A 16,519-nucleotide genomic window follows, 5' to 3' on the forward strand; every position below is an offset into this window, starting at 1 on the left:
AGGCTGCTCCCAATGTCGAAATATGACCCCTCATACGGGGAAATTGCACTTTGAAAGCTGTCTGCACGATGAACAACACGAGCTTTCTCCTTATTTTTCAGCCAAATTCTGAAAAATGGTGGGCGCTAACGGGCTCGAACCGCTGACCCTCTCGGTGTAAACGAGATGCTCTACCAACTGAGCTAAGCGCCCCCGTGGGGAAGCGCGCCTTTGCCAAAGCGCTGCGCCTTTGGCAAGAGCATTCAGATAATTTGTACGAGACGATCGGCGATAGAGGCAAAATAATCCTCGATTCTGGCGCTTGTTTCGTCGGAAAGCAGGATGAATACGCGCCGAGCATCATCCGGATCCTGCTGCCGGATCAGCATTCCGCTTTCGGTCATCGCAGATATCCAGCGAAGGGCAGTTGTGGGTGGAACAGCAGCGGCGATACAAAGGCTCGATACCGAGACCATTTGTTTCTCTATCTGTGCAGCCTTCAGATCAAGAAGTATGTCCCATGCCGGATCTGCGAACAGGCCATTGTCGAAAAAGCGTTCCCGTTGCCGCCGAAGCCTTATGATTTCGCGCAATTTCTCCGAAGTCAGCGCAGAAGAATGGGATGCCACTTTTGTCGGAAAGGGTTGAAATCCACCTATGGGTGCAGGTCGGAATGACACGGGCTTGTCGGCAAGAATTTGGGTTGTGTCACGCTCCGCGATTCGCGCTAATGTCCGCGCAAATTCGGCCAGTTCATCGCTAATGCGGTGCAGCGAGCTGAATTCCACTAAACGGTCTTTGTCATGCAGTCGGTTCATTCCGCGCCGTCCCAATGCCCCTGCCAAAATCGGCACCGCTTCCACATCTTCGGCATCGACCAGAAAATGGCATCGCGCTTGGGGCAATAGGGCATAGACAGCCTCCAATTCCTCAAACGATGTCCACACCACAGCGACGCTAAGATTCCGATCGAGATATCGCACTAATTCGGACAAGAAATCCGGGAGCGTCTCCGTTTCCGAGCAAAGGTCTGCCAGAACATAGTCCGACTGACAGTCCGGGTTCCACGGTTCCGCTTTCAACCCCGCCACATGGGCCAGCATGGAAAGGGACTCCTGACGCTGTGTTGAAGTGGTATGGATCATGGCCGTTAAGTGCTGCGACAGGGGCGGGAAACCAGTGTCCAAATTTCGTCTCCCTATTCGTTTCATCGCATAGCTTACGATAAAAAATCCATTAAATTCAATATTTAAATAGGAATGACAATTTGCTCCGATATGGAGGTGTCTGTCCGTATGCAACGGGCATTTGCATGACCGGAGTGCAAAGGCTACTCCTCCACATCTGCGCAGGATTTGGTGCGATACCGCCCTGCACTTTGTCTTTTAAGGAGTGACATGCGTGAAAATCGGAAAAATGCTGGCAAGCGCTGCGGTGCTTTCAATCTCAGGGATCGCCATGACTACGGTTGCTGAAGCGAAAGAAATGAAGGCTGCACGGGCGGCCGAACCTGCGTTGCTGCAGGAATGGACAGGCCCTTATGGCGGCGTCCCGCCTTGGGATAAGGTGAAGGTGTCGCAGTTTCCCGCCGCGTTTGAAGCGGCAATGGCCGATTATAAGGCTGAGTTCGAGGCGATTTTAGAAGCGCCGGGACCCATCACGTTCGACAATACAATTACCGCCAACGAACTGTCCGGCGAGAAAATGGGACGGCTGTTTTCCATTTGGGGCGTACATTCGTCCAACCTGTCCAATCCGGAAGTGCGCAAGATCCAAGCGGAGTGGGAACCAAAGGTCAGCGCCTTTTTCTCGGAACTGACGCTTGATGCACGTTATTTCCAGCGCGTCAAATTTCTCTATGACCAGCGGGCATCGCTTAATCTGGACGCGAAGCAATTGCGTCTGCTGGAACGAACATATGATAGCCTTGTGCGCAATGGCGCATTGCTGAACGCCGCGAAAAAGGCCCAGGTCATCGGCATCGAAACCGAGCTATCGAAGAAATTCTCCGCTTTTTCCGAAAAAGTTCTGGCGGATGAAGAGAGCTTTATCCTGATCGACAAGGAAGCCGATCTGGCCGGATTGCCTGATACCTTTGTCGCCGCCCTCAGTGCCGCTGCCAAGGCAAAGGGCAAATCCGGCTGGGCGGTTGTAAACACACGATCGGCGGTTCAGCCGTTCCTGGAAAATTCAACGCGTCGCGACCTGCGCGAGAAAGTGTGGCGTGCCTTTACCAAGCGCGGCGATAATGGCGGGGCGAACGATACCAACGCGACCATCGCGGAAATATTGAAGCTGCGTCAGGAACGTGCGGAAATTTTGGGTTTCCCGACCCACGCACATTACCGCATGGCAGATACCATGGCCAAGGATCCGGAACGGGCAATGGATCTTATGATGAAAGTGTGGCCGGCCGCGGTCGCGCGCGTCAAGGAAGAAGTCGCGGATATGCAGGCGATCGCCAATGCGGACGGCATCACCATTGAGCCATGGGATTACCGCTTCTACGCTGAAAAAGTGCGCAAGGCGAAATATGACCTCGATCAGGAAGCGATCAAACCCTATTTCCAGCTCGACAATATGGTAGCGGCCATGTTCGACGCCGCAGGCAAACTCTACGGCATGAGCTTCACGGAAAACACCGGGACGGTTCCGGTATTCGAACCACAGGTGCGGACGTTTGAAGTCAAACGTAACGGCAAGGTAATTGGCCTGTTCTATCTCGACAATTTTGCCCGGGCCGGCAAGCGGTCGGGGGCATGGATGACCACCTACCGCAGCCAGCACAAGCTGGGCGGTAAAAATGATATTGTGCTGGCGTCCAACAACAATAATTTCGTGCCGGGTGCCGATGGCGTACCGACATTGATCAGTATCGACGATGCATCGACGCTGTTTCATGAATTCGGGCACGCCATTCATTATCTCAATTCGGACATAACCTGGCCCGGTCTTGGCGGAACGCCGCGCGACTTTGTGGAATATCCAAGCCAGGTGAACGAGAATTGGCTTTTGACGCCCTATATCCTCAATACCTACGCCAAACATTATAAGACCGGTGAGCCTATTCCGGCCGCACTGGTGGAAAAGATCAAGGCAAGCGATACATTCAACCAGGGCTTTGCCACGGTAGAATATCTGTCGAGCGCAATTCTCGATATGAAATTGCACAACCGGGCAACCCCTGTAACCGACCCGGCAGCCTTTGAACGCGACACATTGGCGGAAATAGGCATGCCAAAGGAAATGGTCATGCGGCATCGCCTGCCCCAGTTTAACCATCTGTTCGCGGACGATGGCTATTCGGCGGGCTATTACAGCTACCTGTGGTCCGAGACGATGGATGCGGATACATGGGCTGCCTTTACCGAAAAGGGCGATGTCTGGGACAAGGAAACGGCAGAACGGTTCCGGTCGATGTTGCTGGCAACCGGCAATGAAACTGACCGGATCGAGGCCTACCGCGCATTTCGCGGTCGTGACCCGGATGTGAAATACATCATGAAGAAGCGTGGGTTCCCCACGGGCGAATGACATTGGTGGGCGCCCCGGTGCAGACCGGGGCGCCATTCAATCTCTAACGGATTCAGAAAAAGAAAAGCTCTCCTCACTGTGGGAAGAGGAGAGCGTGTATGCCCGTCGATGGGGTCGCAATTCACCGCCAGGCATTGTTAAAATCGGAATGGCTCTCCGGAAGGAGCGTGCCCCCACACCCGATTCTTTTCTGTGTCAATAGGGAATAACAACGTCGTCATGTTAGTCAAGAATTAACAAGCCTTTCGTCTGTCCAAAACGGAGCGGAATCAACGATAATTCCGCAACTGTGGGAAAGCTGCAACAGTCTGCCAAATCAGGTAAAATCGATGATTCAGGGAGCGGACTGCGCTGAAAAATCGAATGCTATCGCCACGGCGTCGGCAATTTCGCCGGTTGCCGACCATTCGCCACTGCCGACGCCGAACTGGGTCCGGCGAAGTTTGGAGGTACCCGTCACCTTCGCTGTCGCGCCATCGATTTTCAGTTTGAAGTTGAGCGTTACGGGATGGGTTTCGCCATGCAGCTTCAATGTCCCGCGTGCGCGATAATTGTCACCCCGGACTAGCTGGATATCGGAAGATGAAAAGACGGCTTTCGGGTGTGCGGCAACATTCAGGAAGCTTTCGCCCAGTAGCATTTCGTCACGCTGGCTGTCGGCCGTGCTGGCCGATCCCAAATCGACGGTCACTTGCACGTTCGAATTGCCCAGATCATCCGGGCTGAACCGAATGCTGCTGCTCCATCTGCCAAAGGTGCCGTTGATCGGCGTCCCGTTCCAATCTGCTGTAAATGCCAGTCTTCCGCCCTTGGACACGCGCCAGTTTTTGACAGGTTCAGCAGCTTCCGGCTCTTTAACCTCTTCCGGTGTCTCTTCGGCTTCGGGCTGCGCGCGCGCCGTTGACGCTGCTTCCGGAGCCGGCGATGGCGCTATCGATTGGGCTGCCGGCTTCGCATCGGCAAGGCTGAGTGTCGTTCCCGATGCATAGGCGACGCCCAGTCCGGCAACCACCGTCACCGTCGCAATGGCAGCGGTCGATTTGCGCTCCAGCTTCAAGGGAAGCATACGCTGCAACAGATCCTCATCCTTGAAGAACTGATGCCGCAAGGCGCCTGCAACATGAAGCAGCAGCAGCACTATTGCGAGCCACGCCAGCTGCGCGTGGAGAGTTTCGGCTGACGCATGTGCCGAGGGGCCGATCGGCAAATGCGGAAGCGGCAGATAGCCGAACAGAATCGTTGGCACCTTCACCTTCGCGCTTGAAACCAGCAGCCAGCCTGTCAGGGGCCCGCCGATCAGGACAAGGTAGAAGCCCCCATGCACGATACTGGCGATCAGCCGGGACCAGGCTGTGTCCGCCATCGGCTGGGGGCGCGGGCGCGCAATCCGTATGGCAAGCCGCGCAAGGCTGAGTACCAATATGGCGATGCCCACCGATTTGTGCAGCTGGTAAAGCGCGAACATGTTCGGGCCACGTTCAAGCGTCTCAAATTGCCAGCCGAGGCCAATCTGGAACAACAGGGCGAGCGCAAGCCCCCAGTGCAGAACCATCGCTGTTTTGGAATAACGGGAAGTGGTCATATTCAGGGCATCCGGCATTATTCGGCTATCGGCCCGGAAAGGAGGGACGATATCGCACGGTCGCATACCGGCGCTAACAAATCCCATGTCGCGAGGCAAGCCTGCGCACGATGCTTGAACAAATGGCGATCCGGCTCTAGGTCTGGGGCAACGGGGATAGGGAAGGACGGTTTGGCCGCATGCAAGGGGACGATGTCGGCAGCTCTGTTTTGCGCCCACCGGTGGTGACGCTCGATATTGCAATCACCGGCCATCGCAGCCGCCATCCCGTTTTTGCAAAAAACAAAGCGGCGATTGCGCAAAGTCTCTCCGCACTGATGGATTTGCTGGACAGAATGGCAATCGAGGAATCCGGCTGCGGCGGGGAGGGGGAACGTCCGCACATCCGCTTGCATTCGTTGTTGGCCTATGGCGCAGATTTGATGGCGGTCGATGCGGTGCAGAATAAAGGCTGGCCGGTTGTTGCGCCCTTACCCTTTGGACGGGACCTTAATCTTGCCATCAATGCCCAGCCGGTGCTTGCGGACGATATCCAGATATTGCTGGATGGCGGCGTGGTAGCGGACCCGGAAATTGCTGAGCGCGCCGCCGAGATCAGGGGCATTGCCGCCAAAGCGCGGATTTTCGAACTGGCAGAGCAGGACCGGGAGGTCGAGGCGCTGTATCGAAAGCATTTGGCCGAACCTGAAAATCGAACGGCCGAGCAGGACTTCGTCGCCATCTGTTCCGACCGCGCAGCCATGGCCGCACGGGTGATGGTGGAACATTCCGATATTCTGATCGGCATCTGGGACGGCGTAACGCACGGTAATGTCGGGGGCACACGGCATACGATCGAAAGCGCGCTGGAACAGGGGATTGCCGTCATCTGGCTCGACGCAGGCAACCCCAATCAGTGGCATGTGCTGCGGGCGACTGAAGAACTGGCCGGACTGGGCAACCGCAAGGCCCCCTCGGACTCCGAAGCTTCGGTCCGGGAAATCATTCGCGAGGCGCTTTGTCCCATAGGCGACACATGGCAGAATGCGCGCGCAAACCGGGTATGGCGGGACAAAAGCAACCGCTTTTTCCATGCCTATCGGCGGATTGAAGCGCTGTTCGGGACCCCCGGCCTCGGGGCGTTGCGCAGTCTGCGCCAGCATTATGAACATCCCGATGCGATTGCCGGAGGCAGCGGTGCGCCCCTGCTGTCTGCGGTGGCCGGGTTGCCCGGTGGCGATGCTGCACTCGCCCAGCGGATCGGGAACGATATATTGAAGCCATATGCCTGGGCTGACAGCGTTTCCACATGGCTGTCCGATGCCTATCGCGGTGGCATGGTGGCCAGTTTTCTGCTTTCCGCCTTCGCGATCATCGGCGGAATCGGCTATCTCCCCTTTGCTACAATCGAGGAAAAGTGGGGCTTTGCGGCATTCGAATTTCTGCTGCTCGCCGCGATTGTGGTCATTTTCCTGACAGGGAAAAGTCGCAAATGGCACGAACGCTGGTTTGAAACACGCCGTGTCGCGGAATATTTCCGCCATGCGCCGCTCTTGCTGCTTTTAGGCGCGGCACGTTCGACCGGGCGCTGGCCGAGAGGGCCGAAAGGCAATTGGCCCGAATGGCATGTCCGGCATGCCTTGCGTGCAATTGGCTTGCCACAGATGCAGGTAACCTCCGCCTATCTCAGGTCCGTGCTCATGCTGATGCGCGACTTTCATGTTGTCCCCCAGAGGGCCTATCATCTGGGCAAGGCAAGCCGGCTGAAGCGTACGCAGCATAATTTGCACCGTTGTTCGGAATTGCTCTTCCTCTCCGCTGTGCTGTCCGTTGCCGCCTATCTCCTGATCGAAATGGGCGCGAGGATCGGTTGGCTGCCGCATCATATGCCCCATGATGTCGCAAAGATGTTCACCTTCCTGGGCGTTTTGTTTCCAACCCTGGGCGGCGCTTTGGCGGGCATCCATTATTTCGGCGACTTCGAAAGGTTCGCCGCCATTTCCGAAATAACGGCGCAAAAACTGGGTGATGTCGAAACACGTATTGAAATGCTTTTGGCGGCACATGACAGCGATATCAGCTATGCACGTGTGTCCAGCCTTGCGCACCGAATTGACGACATAGTGGTTGATGAGATCGAAAACTGGCAGTCGGTCTTCGGCGGGAAGCACATCACCGTTCCTGTCTAACCAGCACACGGGACCTCTCACTATAAGGTCGTTTCCGCTGTAAAGTCATGTTATCCTGCCGGCAGGGTCGCACCGAAACCACCTTTGGGGGAGGGGGAGTGGATGCGTCCTTTACAGGCAAATCGCCGGACTTCACGGTCTTGCTGCTTCAGATTTGCAATCGGCCTTTTGTTCGGCGTAAGCGCGCTCGCAAGCCAGTCTGGCTACGCGCAGCAACTGGATACGGATGATGGGGCCATAGCGGACGATGAAATCGTTCCCCCCTATGTCCCGCCGCCTTTGCCCACGTGCGCGCCGAACCGGAACGCTCCCGGCGCGGTTATTGGCGAAACGGTGACTGGAAAAGAGGGCTGCTCCGAATATCAGCCGGTCGCCATTGGTTTCCGTACAAATCTGGGCGCTGATCTTGATCGGATGCAGGCGCTGGTGGCGAAAAATGCCGCCTTGCGTATCGGTTGGCCGGCAGAGTTTGAAATGAGCCGCTCGTTAGACGATGTTCGCCAGATCATCTTGTTGGATATGCTCAACCCGCCGGCACGCAATGTCGCGCCGGCAGAGGACGTTTCCTATTTTGCCCATAATTATGATGTCGAAGCGGTCCGCGAACCGATACAATATGGCGTCACCATAGGTGATCCTGACGCACCGGATTTTGGCGCTCGTTTTGATCGCGCGGTACGTAAAATCATCCGGGCACGCGCTGTCATTGCCTTTGCGCAAACTCCGCAGGTTCCAGAATATACACTCTGCGCAGAGACAGACGAACGGGAGTGCCCATTATCGGGCAGTTCGATACTGACCGATTTGCGGAAAAATGACCGTGTCAGCTTGGGCGTGCGGAACGAGGGCAAAAAGGCACAATATCTCTATCTCCTGGTGATTGATCCTGATCTGGATTTGCGACTTCTGCTCGCGAGTGACGCTCCGGTCGAGCCCGGCGCCTTGCTTGAAGATAAGCAAAAGCCTTTACTAATCAGGCCAGGCCGCAACCGGTTCATCACCATTCGGTCGGAGCAGCCAATTAATCCCGCCTTGTTCAATCTCGATCCCGCAACGGTTGATCCTGCAAATTGCCGGACACGTGCGGAAGAGGAATTGTGCGCCCTGTTATCGGGTCAGGATATTCGGATTCCGCGCATGACTGACGAGGTGGATGCAAGCTGGGGTATGACTTTAGAAGCTGTGGTCATAAGTGACCGCACGCCCGTCAGGGTCGGTGGCGGCTCATATGTCCGCGCAGGCTATGCACCGTGGCAAGTGCAGATTTATTCCAACCAGACTTACAGCCAGCAGCAATTGGACGCCGACGCCAGACTGCTGGGTGATGGCAAATGGTTGAAGCAGCAATTACCCTTTCAACGCTATCACCGCTGTGGCGGTTCGCTCATTGCGCCGAACATCGTTTTGACCGCGGCCCATTGCGTGGCCAAACCTCCATTGGGCGGTACAAATGTTCTCAAGATGCGTGAAATATTGGTGGGCACTCAAAATCTGACAGTTGGTGGTGCGCGGTACCGGATCGTTGCTGCTGTCGTTCATGGCGGATACAAGCCGGGTGGACAGAAGGATGACATTGCGCTGCTTCGGATCGAACCGAAAGCCGCCGCTGCCCCGCAGAGACCCGTTGACCTGCCCGCCGATGTTCCCGGGTTTCAGCGCGCGGCGACCGGCGGCTTAATCAAGGTGCTGGGCTGGGGCTTTACCGAAGTTGTCAAACGCGGCGAACGGCATGAACAGACCCAAGATGGGCCGCAATTTCCGCAAGCACGTCTACGCATCGCGGATATGGAGGTGTTCGATACCGACAGATGCCGCAAGATTCCGGGCTATACCGATATCGACAAAAAGATTTGTGCCGTCACGCCGCAGCGCAGGACGCAAGCAGGAAACACCTTCAGTTGCCGCGGAGATAGCGGCGGTCCGGTTGTTCAGGAAGTGAGTGGCCGCGTTGTGCAGGTCGGCCTCGTGTCGGGAGGTGTAGGCTGCGGCGCAGAGGAGAATGGGCAGCAAAACCCTTCTCTCTTCGTGGATCTGGTCCAGTTTACGGCATGGATAAAGGCGGCGGAGGCACGCGTCCGCGCGCTATCCGGCACCGTGATATCCCTACCTTGAAGGTAATTTATTGGTCGGTTGAACCTTGGTCGGTCGAGCCCTGATCAGTTGATCCCTGATCGGTCGAGCCTTGATCGGTTGAACCCTGATCTGCGGGCTTGGTTTCCGTTGCGCCGTCTTCGGTCTTGGCCGCTGAATCTTCTACAGCAGGTTCGGCAACGACGGTTTCTTCCGCGACAACCTCTTCCGATGTTTTTTCGGCTTCGGGCTTGTTGCAGGCGGTAACGCCCAGAACCAAGAATGCAGCAGCAGACAATGTTACGATTTTACGCATGTTCTTTCCCCCTTCAGGAAACAGGAGTTTACACGAATTTCAGTTGTCCTAGCAAGGCTTTATACCGTGGGTCATCGCGCAAGGGATCGAGAAACGGATCGTTCAGCAAATAGACCAGTCCGGAATCGGCTACATCATAGGCTTTTTCAAGTGCGGCAAAGGCATCTTCCTTGTCGCCCCACTGCGCCAGTATCTGCGCCTGCTGGTACAGTGCATTGTCGCCATGTTCACTGATCAATGCCGACAAAGCGGCTTTAGCCCTGCCACGCGCACCCTTCTTTTGGGCAATGATCGCATTTCCCGCCAGCGCCAGCAGCGTGTTGGTTTCCAGCGCAAATTCCGCTTGCGCCTTGTCGAGATCGCCCAGCATCAGATAGGCGTTGCCGATATCGCCGTGCAACGTGCTGCGTTGCGGGTTGAGCGCCAGCGCCTTGCGTCCGAAACCGATCGCTTCCTGATAGGCCTTTGCCGCATATTTGATATTGCCTGCGGATTTGAACATCGTGGAATTGAGCGGATCGAGTATCGCAGCTCGGTTGATTGCCGTTTCCGCGGCTACAAACCTTCCGGTCCGTGCACAATAAACGGCATAGCGGCTGAGGACATCCACATCGCTTTTCGCTAGTGTATATGCCTGCTCATAGGGCTTTCGTGCGGCTGCCGCATCAAGTCGGCCGTAAAACAGGGCATATCCCAGTGCAGCATAGGCAGGCGCAAAATTCGGGGCTGCCTTGGCCGCCCTTTGCGCTTCGGTTACGGCATCGGCATATAGGGCCTTCCGCTCGACCGCCGATGCATATTGGTTGGCAATAACGGCCAATGTCCGCGATCGCAGGGCCCGTGCAGCCGCATAATCGGGGTCGATGGCAATTGCCTGCTCCAGCTTGGCCAGTGCTGCCCGTTCCGACGCTTCATCGATATGGGATTCGAACAGCTCGCGCCCGCGCAAATAGGCGTCGAACGCGGTCAGGCTGCGGGTACCGCCGACTTGCAAGGCTTTCTTACCCGCTGAACTTTCATCCATGGCGGCGGACAGGGCACCTGCAACCGCACTGGCGATTTCGCTTTGCACGGCGAAGATATCCGAAAGCTGGCGTTCAAATATTTTCGACCATTTGTTTGTGCCGCTGCGGCCATCGGTCAACTCGACCGCTATCTTAACCTTGTCGCCAACGCGCTGCACATTGCCATCCAGCAGGAATGAGACCTTCAATTCCCGGGCGATGGACTGGATATTGCCTTTACGATCGCGAAACTGGTTGGACGATGTTTGTCCGACAATTTCCAACAACGCATTGCGCGAAAGATTGGACCGGATTTCGGAAGCGAGGCCATCGGAGAAATAACGTTGTTCGGGATCGCCACTAAGATTGTCGAACGGCAAAACGGCCACGCTGTTGCGGGTCGATGAACCGCCGAACAGATCGGCTTTCCAAATCGCAAATCCGGCGGCACCTGCCACCGCAGCCACCCCGCCGCCAAGCGCCCAGCGCCGGTTGAACGTCAAACCCGTTTTGGTCGGAGGTGCCGGAACATTCAGGACGGCGCGATGCGATGCCGCAATGGCGCGCAGCATGCGCAGAATTTCGGTATCCGAGCTGTCCATTTTTGATTTTGCGAGGTTTATGACCTGGAACTGGCCGAACCCCAATGGCGGATCCGTGCCATCGAGCGACAAGGGGATAAGGATTCCGCGGTCACGGCCCCGGGTGGCCTCGTCATGAACCCAATGCGACTGGACCGATGTTTTCGACCAGAGCACGACAACTGCCTTGGCCCTGTCGAGTGCCTCTTCGGTCGATCGTGAAAAGCGCTCGCCACCTTCGAGCATTCCGTCCCACCATGTGGAAAAACCGGCGTCCTGGATCAGCCCGATAATCGGAATAGCGCGTGCCTGGTCTTCGCGCGAATAACTGAAAAAAACAGTCGACTTTCGCGTATCGGATTCGTCGGTTGGCGGAACGCTTTCAGTCAAATCGGTGCATGCCCCCCCGTTGCAGCATAGCCCGAGATATCGAGCCCGAAATCGCCCTATTCCTCCCATTGTTTATCCGTGCTTGCAACCGTTTTAATGGCGCTTTAGGCAAATAAAATGACAGGATCAGAAAAGTCTACATCGCCGCTGCGGTCTTTGCTGCGCGAACCTCTCGTCCATTTCCTGATTGCCGGCTTTCTGGTTTTCCTCCTGTCGCTTTGGCGCGGTGGAGGGGTCGATGCGGAAAGCCGTACGATCCACATCACCGAGGAGAAAGTGGCGCGCTTGTCGGCCAGCTGGGAACAGATATGGCGCCGACCACCAACCCCTGCCGAAATCGACGGCCTGATCCGTGATTATATCAAGGAAGAGGTCTATTATCGCGAAGCCAAGAGGCTGGGTCTTGATGAGGATGATACAGTCATTCGCCGCCGCCTGCGCGCAAAGATGGAGTTCCTCGCCAAGGCTCAGGTTGAAAATGCTGAGGCCGATGAACAGACCCTGCAACGCTGGCTGGACCAGCATCCCGAGCGCTTTGCCACCGACATGACCTATGATTTTGACCAGATCTATCTGGGAGAGAACGGGCAGGGCAGCGCCGCCATTTTGCGGAATATCGCATCGGGTGCTGACTGGCGTGCCATGGGTAAAACAATTTCGCTACCGCAGGCGTTGGAACGTGCATCCGCCTCGGACATTGCCCGGCAATTTGGCGACAGCTTCGCGCAAGCCCTGTCGTCCGCCCCCTTGGGAGAATGGACAGGTCCGGTCAACTCAGGCTTTGGCGAGCATCTGGTCCGCGTGCGTGCAAGGACGGCTTCGGGTAAACCGACGCTCGCCTCTGTCCGGCAACGCGTGGAAAATGACTGGCGTGTCAACGGAGCCAAAGCGCGGGAGGAAGAGGCTTATCAGTCTCTGCTCGACGCCTATACAATCAAGATTGCCAAGCCGTGATCCGGCTGATTTGCCTGCTCATACTTCTTGCTATCGGATCCCCTGCTCGGGCGGATGAATTGCGGCCCGGCTATATGGAATTCACCCAGAAATCGGCAACGCAGTGGGTGCTGGTCTGGAAAGTGCCGATGCAGGGCGGCTTTACGCCTTCGACAGCGCCCTATCTGCCCAAAGGGTGCGAACCGACGGGCCAGGCCCAACGCGACATTGCTAATGCAGCGGTGACAACGCGGACCACCTATCGGTGCAGCAGGGAAGTTGCCGGACAGCGGATCGGACTGGACGGCATGGAAACGGCGCAATCCGATGTGCTGGTGCGGGTTGCCCCGCTCGGGCGCCCGGTTCAGGCCCTGCGCCTGACGCCTGCCGAACCGCGTGTACTGATCCAAGGAAAGGCAAGCGGCTGGCAGGTTGCGCGGACCTATTTTTTGACCGGCATAGACCACATTCTTTTTGGCTACGACCATTTGCTCTTCGTCGTTTCGCTCGTCCTCCTGCTTTCCGGTTTCTGGACCATTGCCAAGGCGGTAACAGCCTTCACCGTCGCCCATTCGCTGACCCTGGTCGGCACGACTTTGGGCTGGATCGGGCTACCGCAACAGCCTGTTGAAAGCATCATCGCGCTGTCCATCCTTTTTTTGGCTGTTGAGATCATAAAGCGTAAGCCGGGTAAAATACGCCTCTCCGAACGCGTCCCATGGGTCGTCGCTTTCGGATTTGGTCTTTTGCATGGTTTTGGCTTTGCCGGGGCGCTGAAGGAAATCGGCCTTCCGGAGCAGGATATCTCCGTCGCTTTGTTTACCTTCAATATCGGGGTGGAGGTCGGTCAGATCATGATCGTTGCACTGACCATGCTTTTGCTGACCATTTTGCGACGCATTTCCGAGGCCCTGCTCCCTCCCGTGGTAAAGGTTGCGACCTATGCCATCGGTATCACAGCCAGCTATTGGTTCATCGAACGCACCTTTTCTTAAGCGACGGAAACAAGGGAATATTTACCATTCCGAAAGGGCTTTCTGATAGCTGCTCTGACTGGATCAGTTAGGCATTTTGTAAAATGGCGGCAGGAAAATTTTCGTGGGGTGGTGGAAAGCCTTCAGACGCGCCGTCTGAAGGATCGTCACGCTTGTTCGGGAAAATTGCTGCACGCTCGGTGGCGAAGCCCGCGCAACTTGCAATCAATGCCATTGCCGGCTCTTCAAAAGATGCGCTGTTGCTCTTGCAAAATTATGAAGAAAGCGGGCGTGGCTGGTTCTGGTCGACCGATGCCGAAGGCCGCATCACCTATCTGACTGAATCGGTCTGCGAACTGCTTGGCCTGACCAGGGACGAACTGATCGGAACTCCTTTTACCAGTCTTTTCCAGCAAGCTGATGATGCTGCCGGGCACCAACGCACTCTGCCGTTCATTCTGCGCAAACAGTCCAAGTTCGACGATCTTCCCCTGCAGGCCGCCAAGCCCGGTGAAGATGAAATCTGGTGGTCTGTATCCGGCCGCCCCTATTTCTATGGCCCGGACCAATTTGGCGGTTATCGCGGAAGCGGGACAGACATCACCGCACAGCGTATCAGTGCCAAGGACAATTCGCGTCTTGCAACCTATGATTCCCTGACCGGATTGCTGAACCGTTTCCGAATGGGCAAGTTGCTTGAAACGACACTTTCCGCGTTTAAGCAGCAACGACGCGCCTGCTCGGTGATGTTGATCGACCTTGACCGGTTCAAGCATGTCAATGACACGCTTGGCCATCCGGCAGGTGATGCCTTGTTGAAACAGGTAGCGGAAAGACTGATAAAGGTTGTTGGCGACCGCGAGAAGATCGGTCGTCTGGGTGGTGACGAATTCCAGATCATCTTGCAGGACGTCGATGACCGCGGGGCCCTCGGTGACATGGCGGAAAAGATCATTAAGAGCCTTTCTCAACCCTATTCGGTAGATGGTAGCCGATGCATCATCGGTGCGTCGGTCGGCATTGCTGTCAGTCCGTTCGACGGACAGAGCAGCGAAGAATTGATCCGCAACGCAGACCTTGCCCTTTATGCCGCAAAGGGTGGCGGTCGGGGGCGGTTCCGTTTCTATTCGAGCGAACTTTTGCAGGCAGCCGAAGATCGGCGTGTTCTTGAAGAAGATCTGCGCGACGCGCTTGAAAACAACCAGATCTGGCTTGCCTACCAGCCCGTCGTAGATGCCAAAACCAATGTGGTTACCGGTTTTGAAGCGTTGATCCGGTGGAACCATCCTGAACGCGGCGATATATCGCCAGCCCTGTTCATTCCGATTGCCGAGGAAACCAATCTTATTGGCCAACTCGGCGAATGGGCCTTGCAAAAGGCATGTGAGCAAGCCGCAACCTGGCCCGGGAAACTACGCGTTGCGGTAAATGTCTCCCCCATCCAGTTTGCCAACGACATGCTTCCAAAGCTTATCGAAGGCGCACTGACGACTTCCGGACTTTCACCCGACAGGCTGGAGCTTGAAATCACAGAAGGCGTATTCCTGCAGGAAAGTTCCGACACCGACGCCATGTTTCAGGCGTTAAAGAAGATAGGCGTCCGCCTCGCGCTCGATGACTTTGGAACCGGATATTCTTCGCTCGGCTATTTGCGGACAGCGCCCTTTGATAAGATAAAGATTGACCAGAGTTTCGTTCGCACCGCGACCGAACCCGGCAGCCGTGACGGGGCGATCATCGCCGCCATCGTGGCCCTCGCCGACGCGCTGGATATGGATACGACGGCAGAGGGTATTGAATCCCTCGACCAATTGGCCATGATCCGCGATCTCAACGTCAGCCATGTGCAAGGATTTGTGTATAGTCAGGCGGTTAGCAACGAAGTTCTGCTGGAAAGGCTGCGGGCAGGAGAATGGTCGATTGTTCCTTCTGGCCCCGCGGTAACACGTGGCGATCGCCTGTCGATGTATCGGAAAATCGGCGCGATCCACGAAAACCATTGTTACAATGTCGTCTTGCGCAATCTGTCCGTTTCGGGGGCGCTGATCGAAGGTATTTTGGACGTGCCGGAAGGGACCAAATTTGTTCTCGATTTCGGGGATGGACAACTCGCCGTTTCGACCGTGGTTCGATCCATGGGGCATCAGCAAGGTCTGGCTTTTGAAGAGCGTCTGGTAAACGATGGCAATGGCGGCTTATGCACCAGCCGCAGGATTTCCCCCTATATGCTTGCCGCAGCCGGCATGCCCATCAGCAATCTCCCGCCTGGATATTATCAGTCTACCGAAGCCGAAACCCGCCCCAAATCCTTGCCGGTGTTCAGTACGGTGAGTGACTGGAAGGCTGGCTGAGTTTCCTCTATTCCCCGCTTGCGAAGTGGCGCGATTGAGGGGTAGAACCATTCTCTGTCTTTACGAGAGGGAACAGGATGCGGAAAATCAGGCAAATCGGTTTCATTATTGCGTTGGCTTTGGTGGCATCGCCCACTGTGGCCAAGGATGACAAACTGACCGAGGCGCGTCCCCCTATCTTCGAAGAATTGGTCAACTGCCGGACCATTGCCGACCCCACCGAGCGCTTGTCTTGCTACGATGCGAAAGTTGCCGCGATGGACGAGGCGGAAAAGAAGGACGAACTTGTCCTTGCCGATAAGGAATCGATGAAAGAAGCGCGGCGCGGCCTATTTGGCTTTTCCATCCCCAAGCTGAAGATTTTCGGCAATGACGGCAAGGAGGACGAGAAGTTTGAGCTGGTTGCCAAGATCGATTCTGCTTATCAGGCCAGCCCTGGCAAATGGACGATCCTTCTCGATGATGGTGCACGCTGGGTGCAGATCGATTCGCAGGTTATGCGCAAAAATCCGGAACGCGGTATGGAGATCAAGATTCGCGAAGCGGCCATGGGCAGCTATTTCGCGAATATCAATGGACAGCGTGCCATCCGCATGCGGCGCGTGAACTAGGCAAGTTTTCCATACCTGCGCGGCCT

General features: G+C 56.1%; 11 protein-coding genes and 1 tRNA gene. 7 read left to right on the top strand and 5 right to left on the bottom strand.

Features of this window, described 5'->3' with window-relative positions:
• Window positions 1-116 precede the first annotated feature (116 nt).
• Window positions 117-192, bottom strand: a tRNA-Val gene (locus FOM92_RS14370).
• Window positions 193-242: 50 nt separating this feature from the next.
• The gene (locus tag FOM92_RS14375) at window positions 243-1,124 is read right to left on the bottom strand and encodes a helix-turn-helix domain-containing protein (RefSeq protein ID WP_143777500.1); all 882 of its coding nucleotides are present in this window, start codon (window positions 1,122-1,124) and stop codon (window positions 243-245) included.
• Between the two features lie 256 nt (window positions 1,125-1,380).
• Here FOM92_RS14375 and FOM92_RS14380 point away from each other — a divergent pair, with 256 nt between their 5' ends.
• Window positions 1,381-3,513, top strand: coding sequence for a M3 family metallopeptidase (locus tag FOM92_RS14380; RefSeq protein WP_246087315.1), 2,133 nt, complete (start codon window positions 1,381-1,383; stop codon window positions 3,511-3,513).
• A gap of 334 nt (window positions 3,514-3,847) precedes the next feature.
• On the opposite strand, the gene FOM92_RS14385 is transcribed toward FOM92_RS14380, so the two are convergent.
• Window positions 3,848-5,095 carry a YceI family protein gene (locus FOM92_RS14385; protein ID WP_143777501.1) on the bottom strand — a complete coding sequence of 416 codons (1,248 nt, stop codon included), beginning with the start codon at window positions 5,093-5,095 and terminating at the stop codon, window positions 3,848-3,850.
• A 179-nt stretch (window positions 5,096-5,274) separates the two neighbouring features.
• On the opposite strand from FOM92_RS14385, the gene FOM92_RS14390 reads away from it, so the two are divergent.
• Together FOM92_RS14390 and FOM92_RS14395 are read left to right on the top strand one after the other, a co-directional pair.
• Window positions 5,275-7,263, top strand: coding sequence for a hypothetical protein (locus FOM92_RS14390; RefSeq protein WP_143777502.1), 1,989 nt, complete (start codon window positions 5,275-5,277; stop codon window positions 7,261-7,263).
• 102 nt (window positions 7,264-7,365) lie between these two features.
• Window positions 7,366-9,375, top strand: coding sequence for a S1 family peptidase (locus tag FOM92_RS14395; protein WP_143777503.1), 2,010 nt, complete (start codon window positions 7,366-7,368; stop codon window positions 9,373-9,375).
• Between the two features lie 7 nt (window positions 9,376-9,382).
• Here the strand turns inward: FOM92_RS14395 and FOM92_RS14400 are convergent, their stop codons facing one another.
• Together FOM92_RS14400 and FOM92_RS14405 are read right to left on the bottom strand one after the other, a co-directional pair.
• The gene (locus FOM92_RS14400; RefSeq protein ID WP_143777504.1) at window positions 9,383-9,649 is read right to left on the bottom strand and encodes a hypothetical protein; all 267 of its coding nucleotides are present in this window, start codon (window positions 9,647-9,649) and stop codon (window positions 9,383-9,385) included.
• A gap of 28 nt (window positions 9,650-9,677) precedes the next feature.
• Window positions 9,678-11,624 carry a TIR domain-containing protein gene (locus FOM92_RS14405; RefSeq protein ID WP_170226901.1) on the bottom strand — a complete coding sequence of 649 codons (1,947 nt, stop codon included), beginning with the start codon at window positions 11,622-11,624 and terminating at the stop codon, window positions 9,678-9,680.
• A 117-nt stretch (window positions 11,625-11,741) separates the two neighbouring features.
• Between FOM92_RS14405 and FOM92_RS14410 the strand changes: the two genes are divergently transcribed.
• From FOM92_RS14410 to FOM92_RS14425, 4 genes are all read left to right on the top strand, one after another.
• Entirely contained in the window at window positions 11,742-12,578 is an 837-nt protein-coding gene (locus tag FOM92_RS14410) for a peptidyl-prolyl cis-trans isomerase (protein ID WP_143777506.1), read from the top strand.
• The gene (locus tag FOM92_RS14415; RefSeq protein WP_143777507.1) at window positions 12,575-13,552 is read left to right on the top strand and encodes a HupE/UreJ family protein; all 978 of its coding nucleotides are present in this window, start codon (window positions 12,575-12,577) and stop codon (window positions 13,550-13,552) included. Before FOM92_RS14410 ends, FOM92_RS14415 begins: the two co-directional genes overlap by 4 nt.
• A gap of 83 nt (window positions 13,553-13,635) precedes the next feature.
• Complete coding sequence (locus tag FOM92_RS14420) at window positions 13,636-15,882, top strand: putative bifunctional diguanylate cyclase/phosphodiesterase (protein ID WP_143777508.1); 2,247 nt, start codon at window positions 13,636-13,638, stop codon at window positions 15,880-15,882.
• 77 nt (window positions 15,883-15,959) lie between these two features.
• Entirely contained in the window at window positions 15,960-16,493 is a 534-nt protein-coding gene (locus FOM92_RS14425) for a hypothetical protein (RefSeq protein WP_143777509.1), read from the top strand.
• Window positions 16,494-16,519 lie beyond the last annotated feature (26 nt).

Origin of the sequence: Sphingorhabdus contaminans (assembly GCF_007280415.1) — a bacterium.
Classification (GTDB): Bacteria; Pseudomonadota; Alphaproteobacteria; order Sphingomonadales; family Sphingomonadaceae; genus Sphingorhabdus_B; species Sphingorhabdus_B contaminans.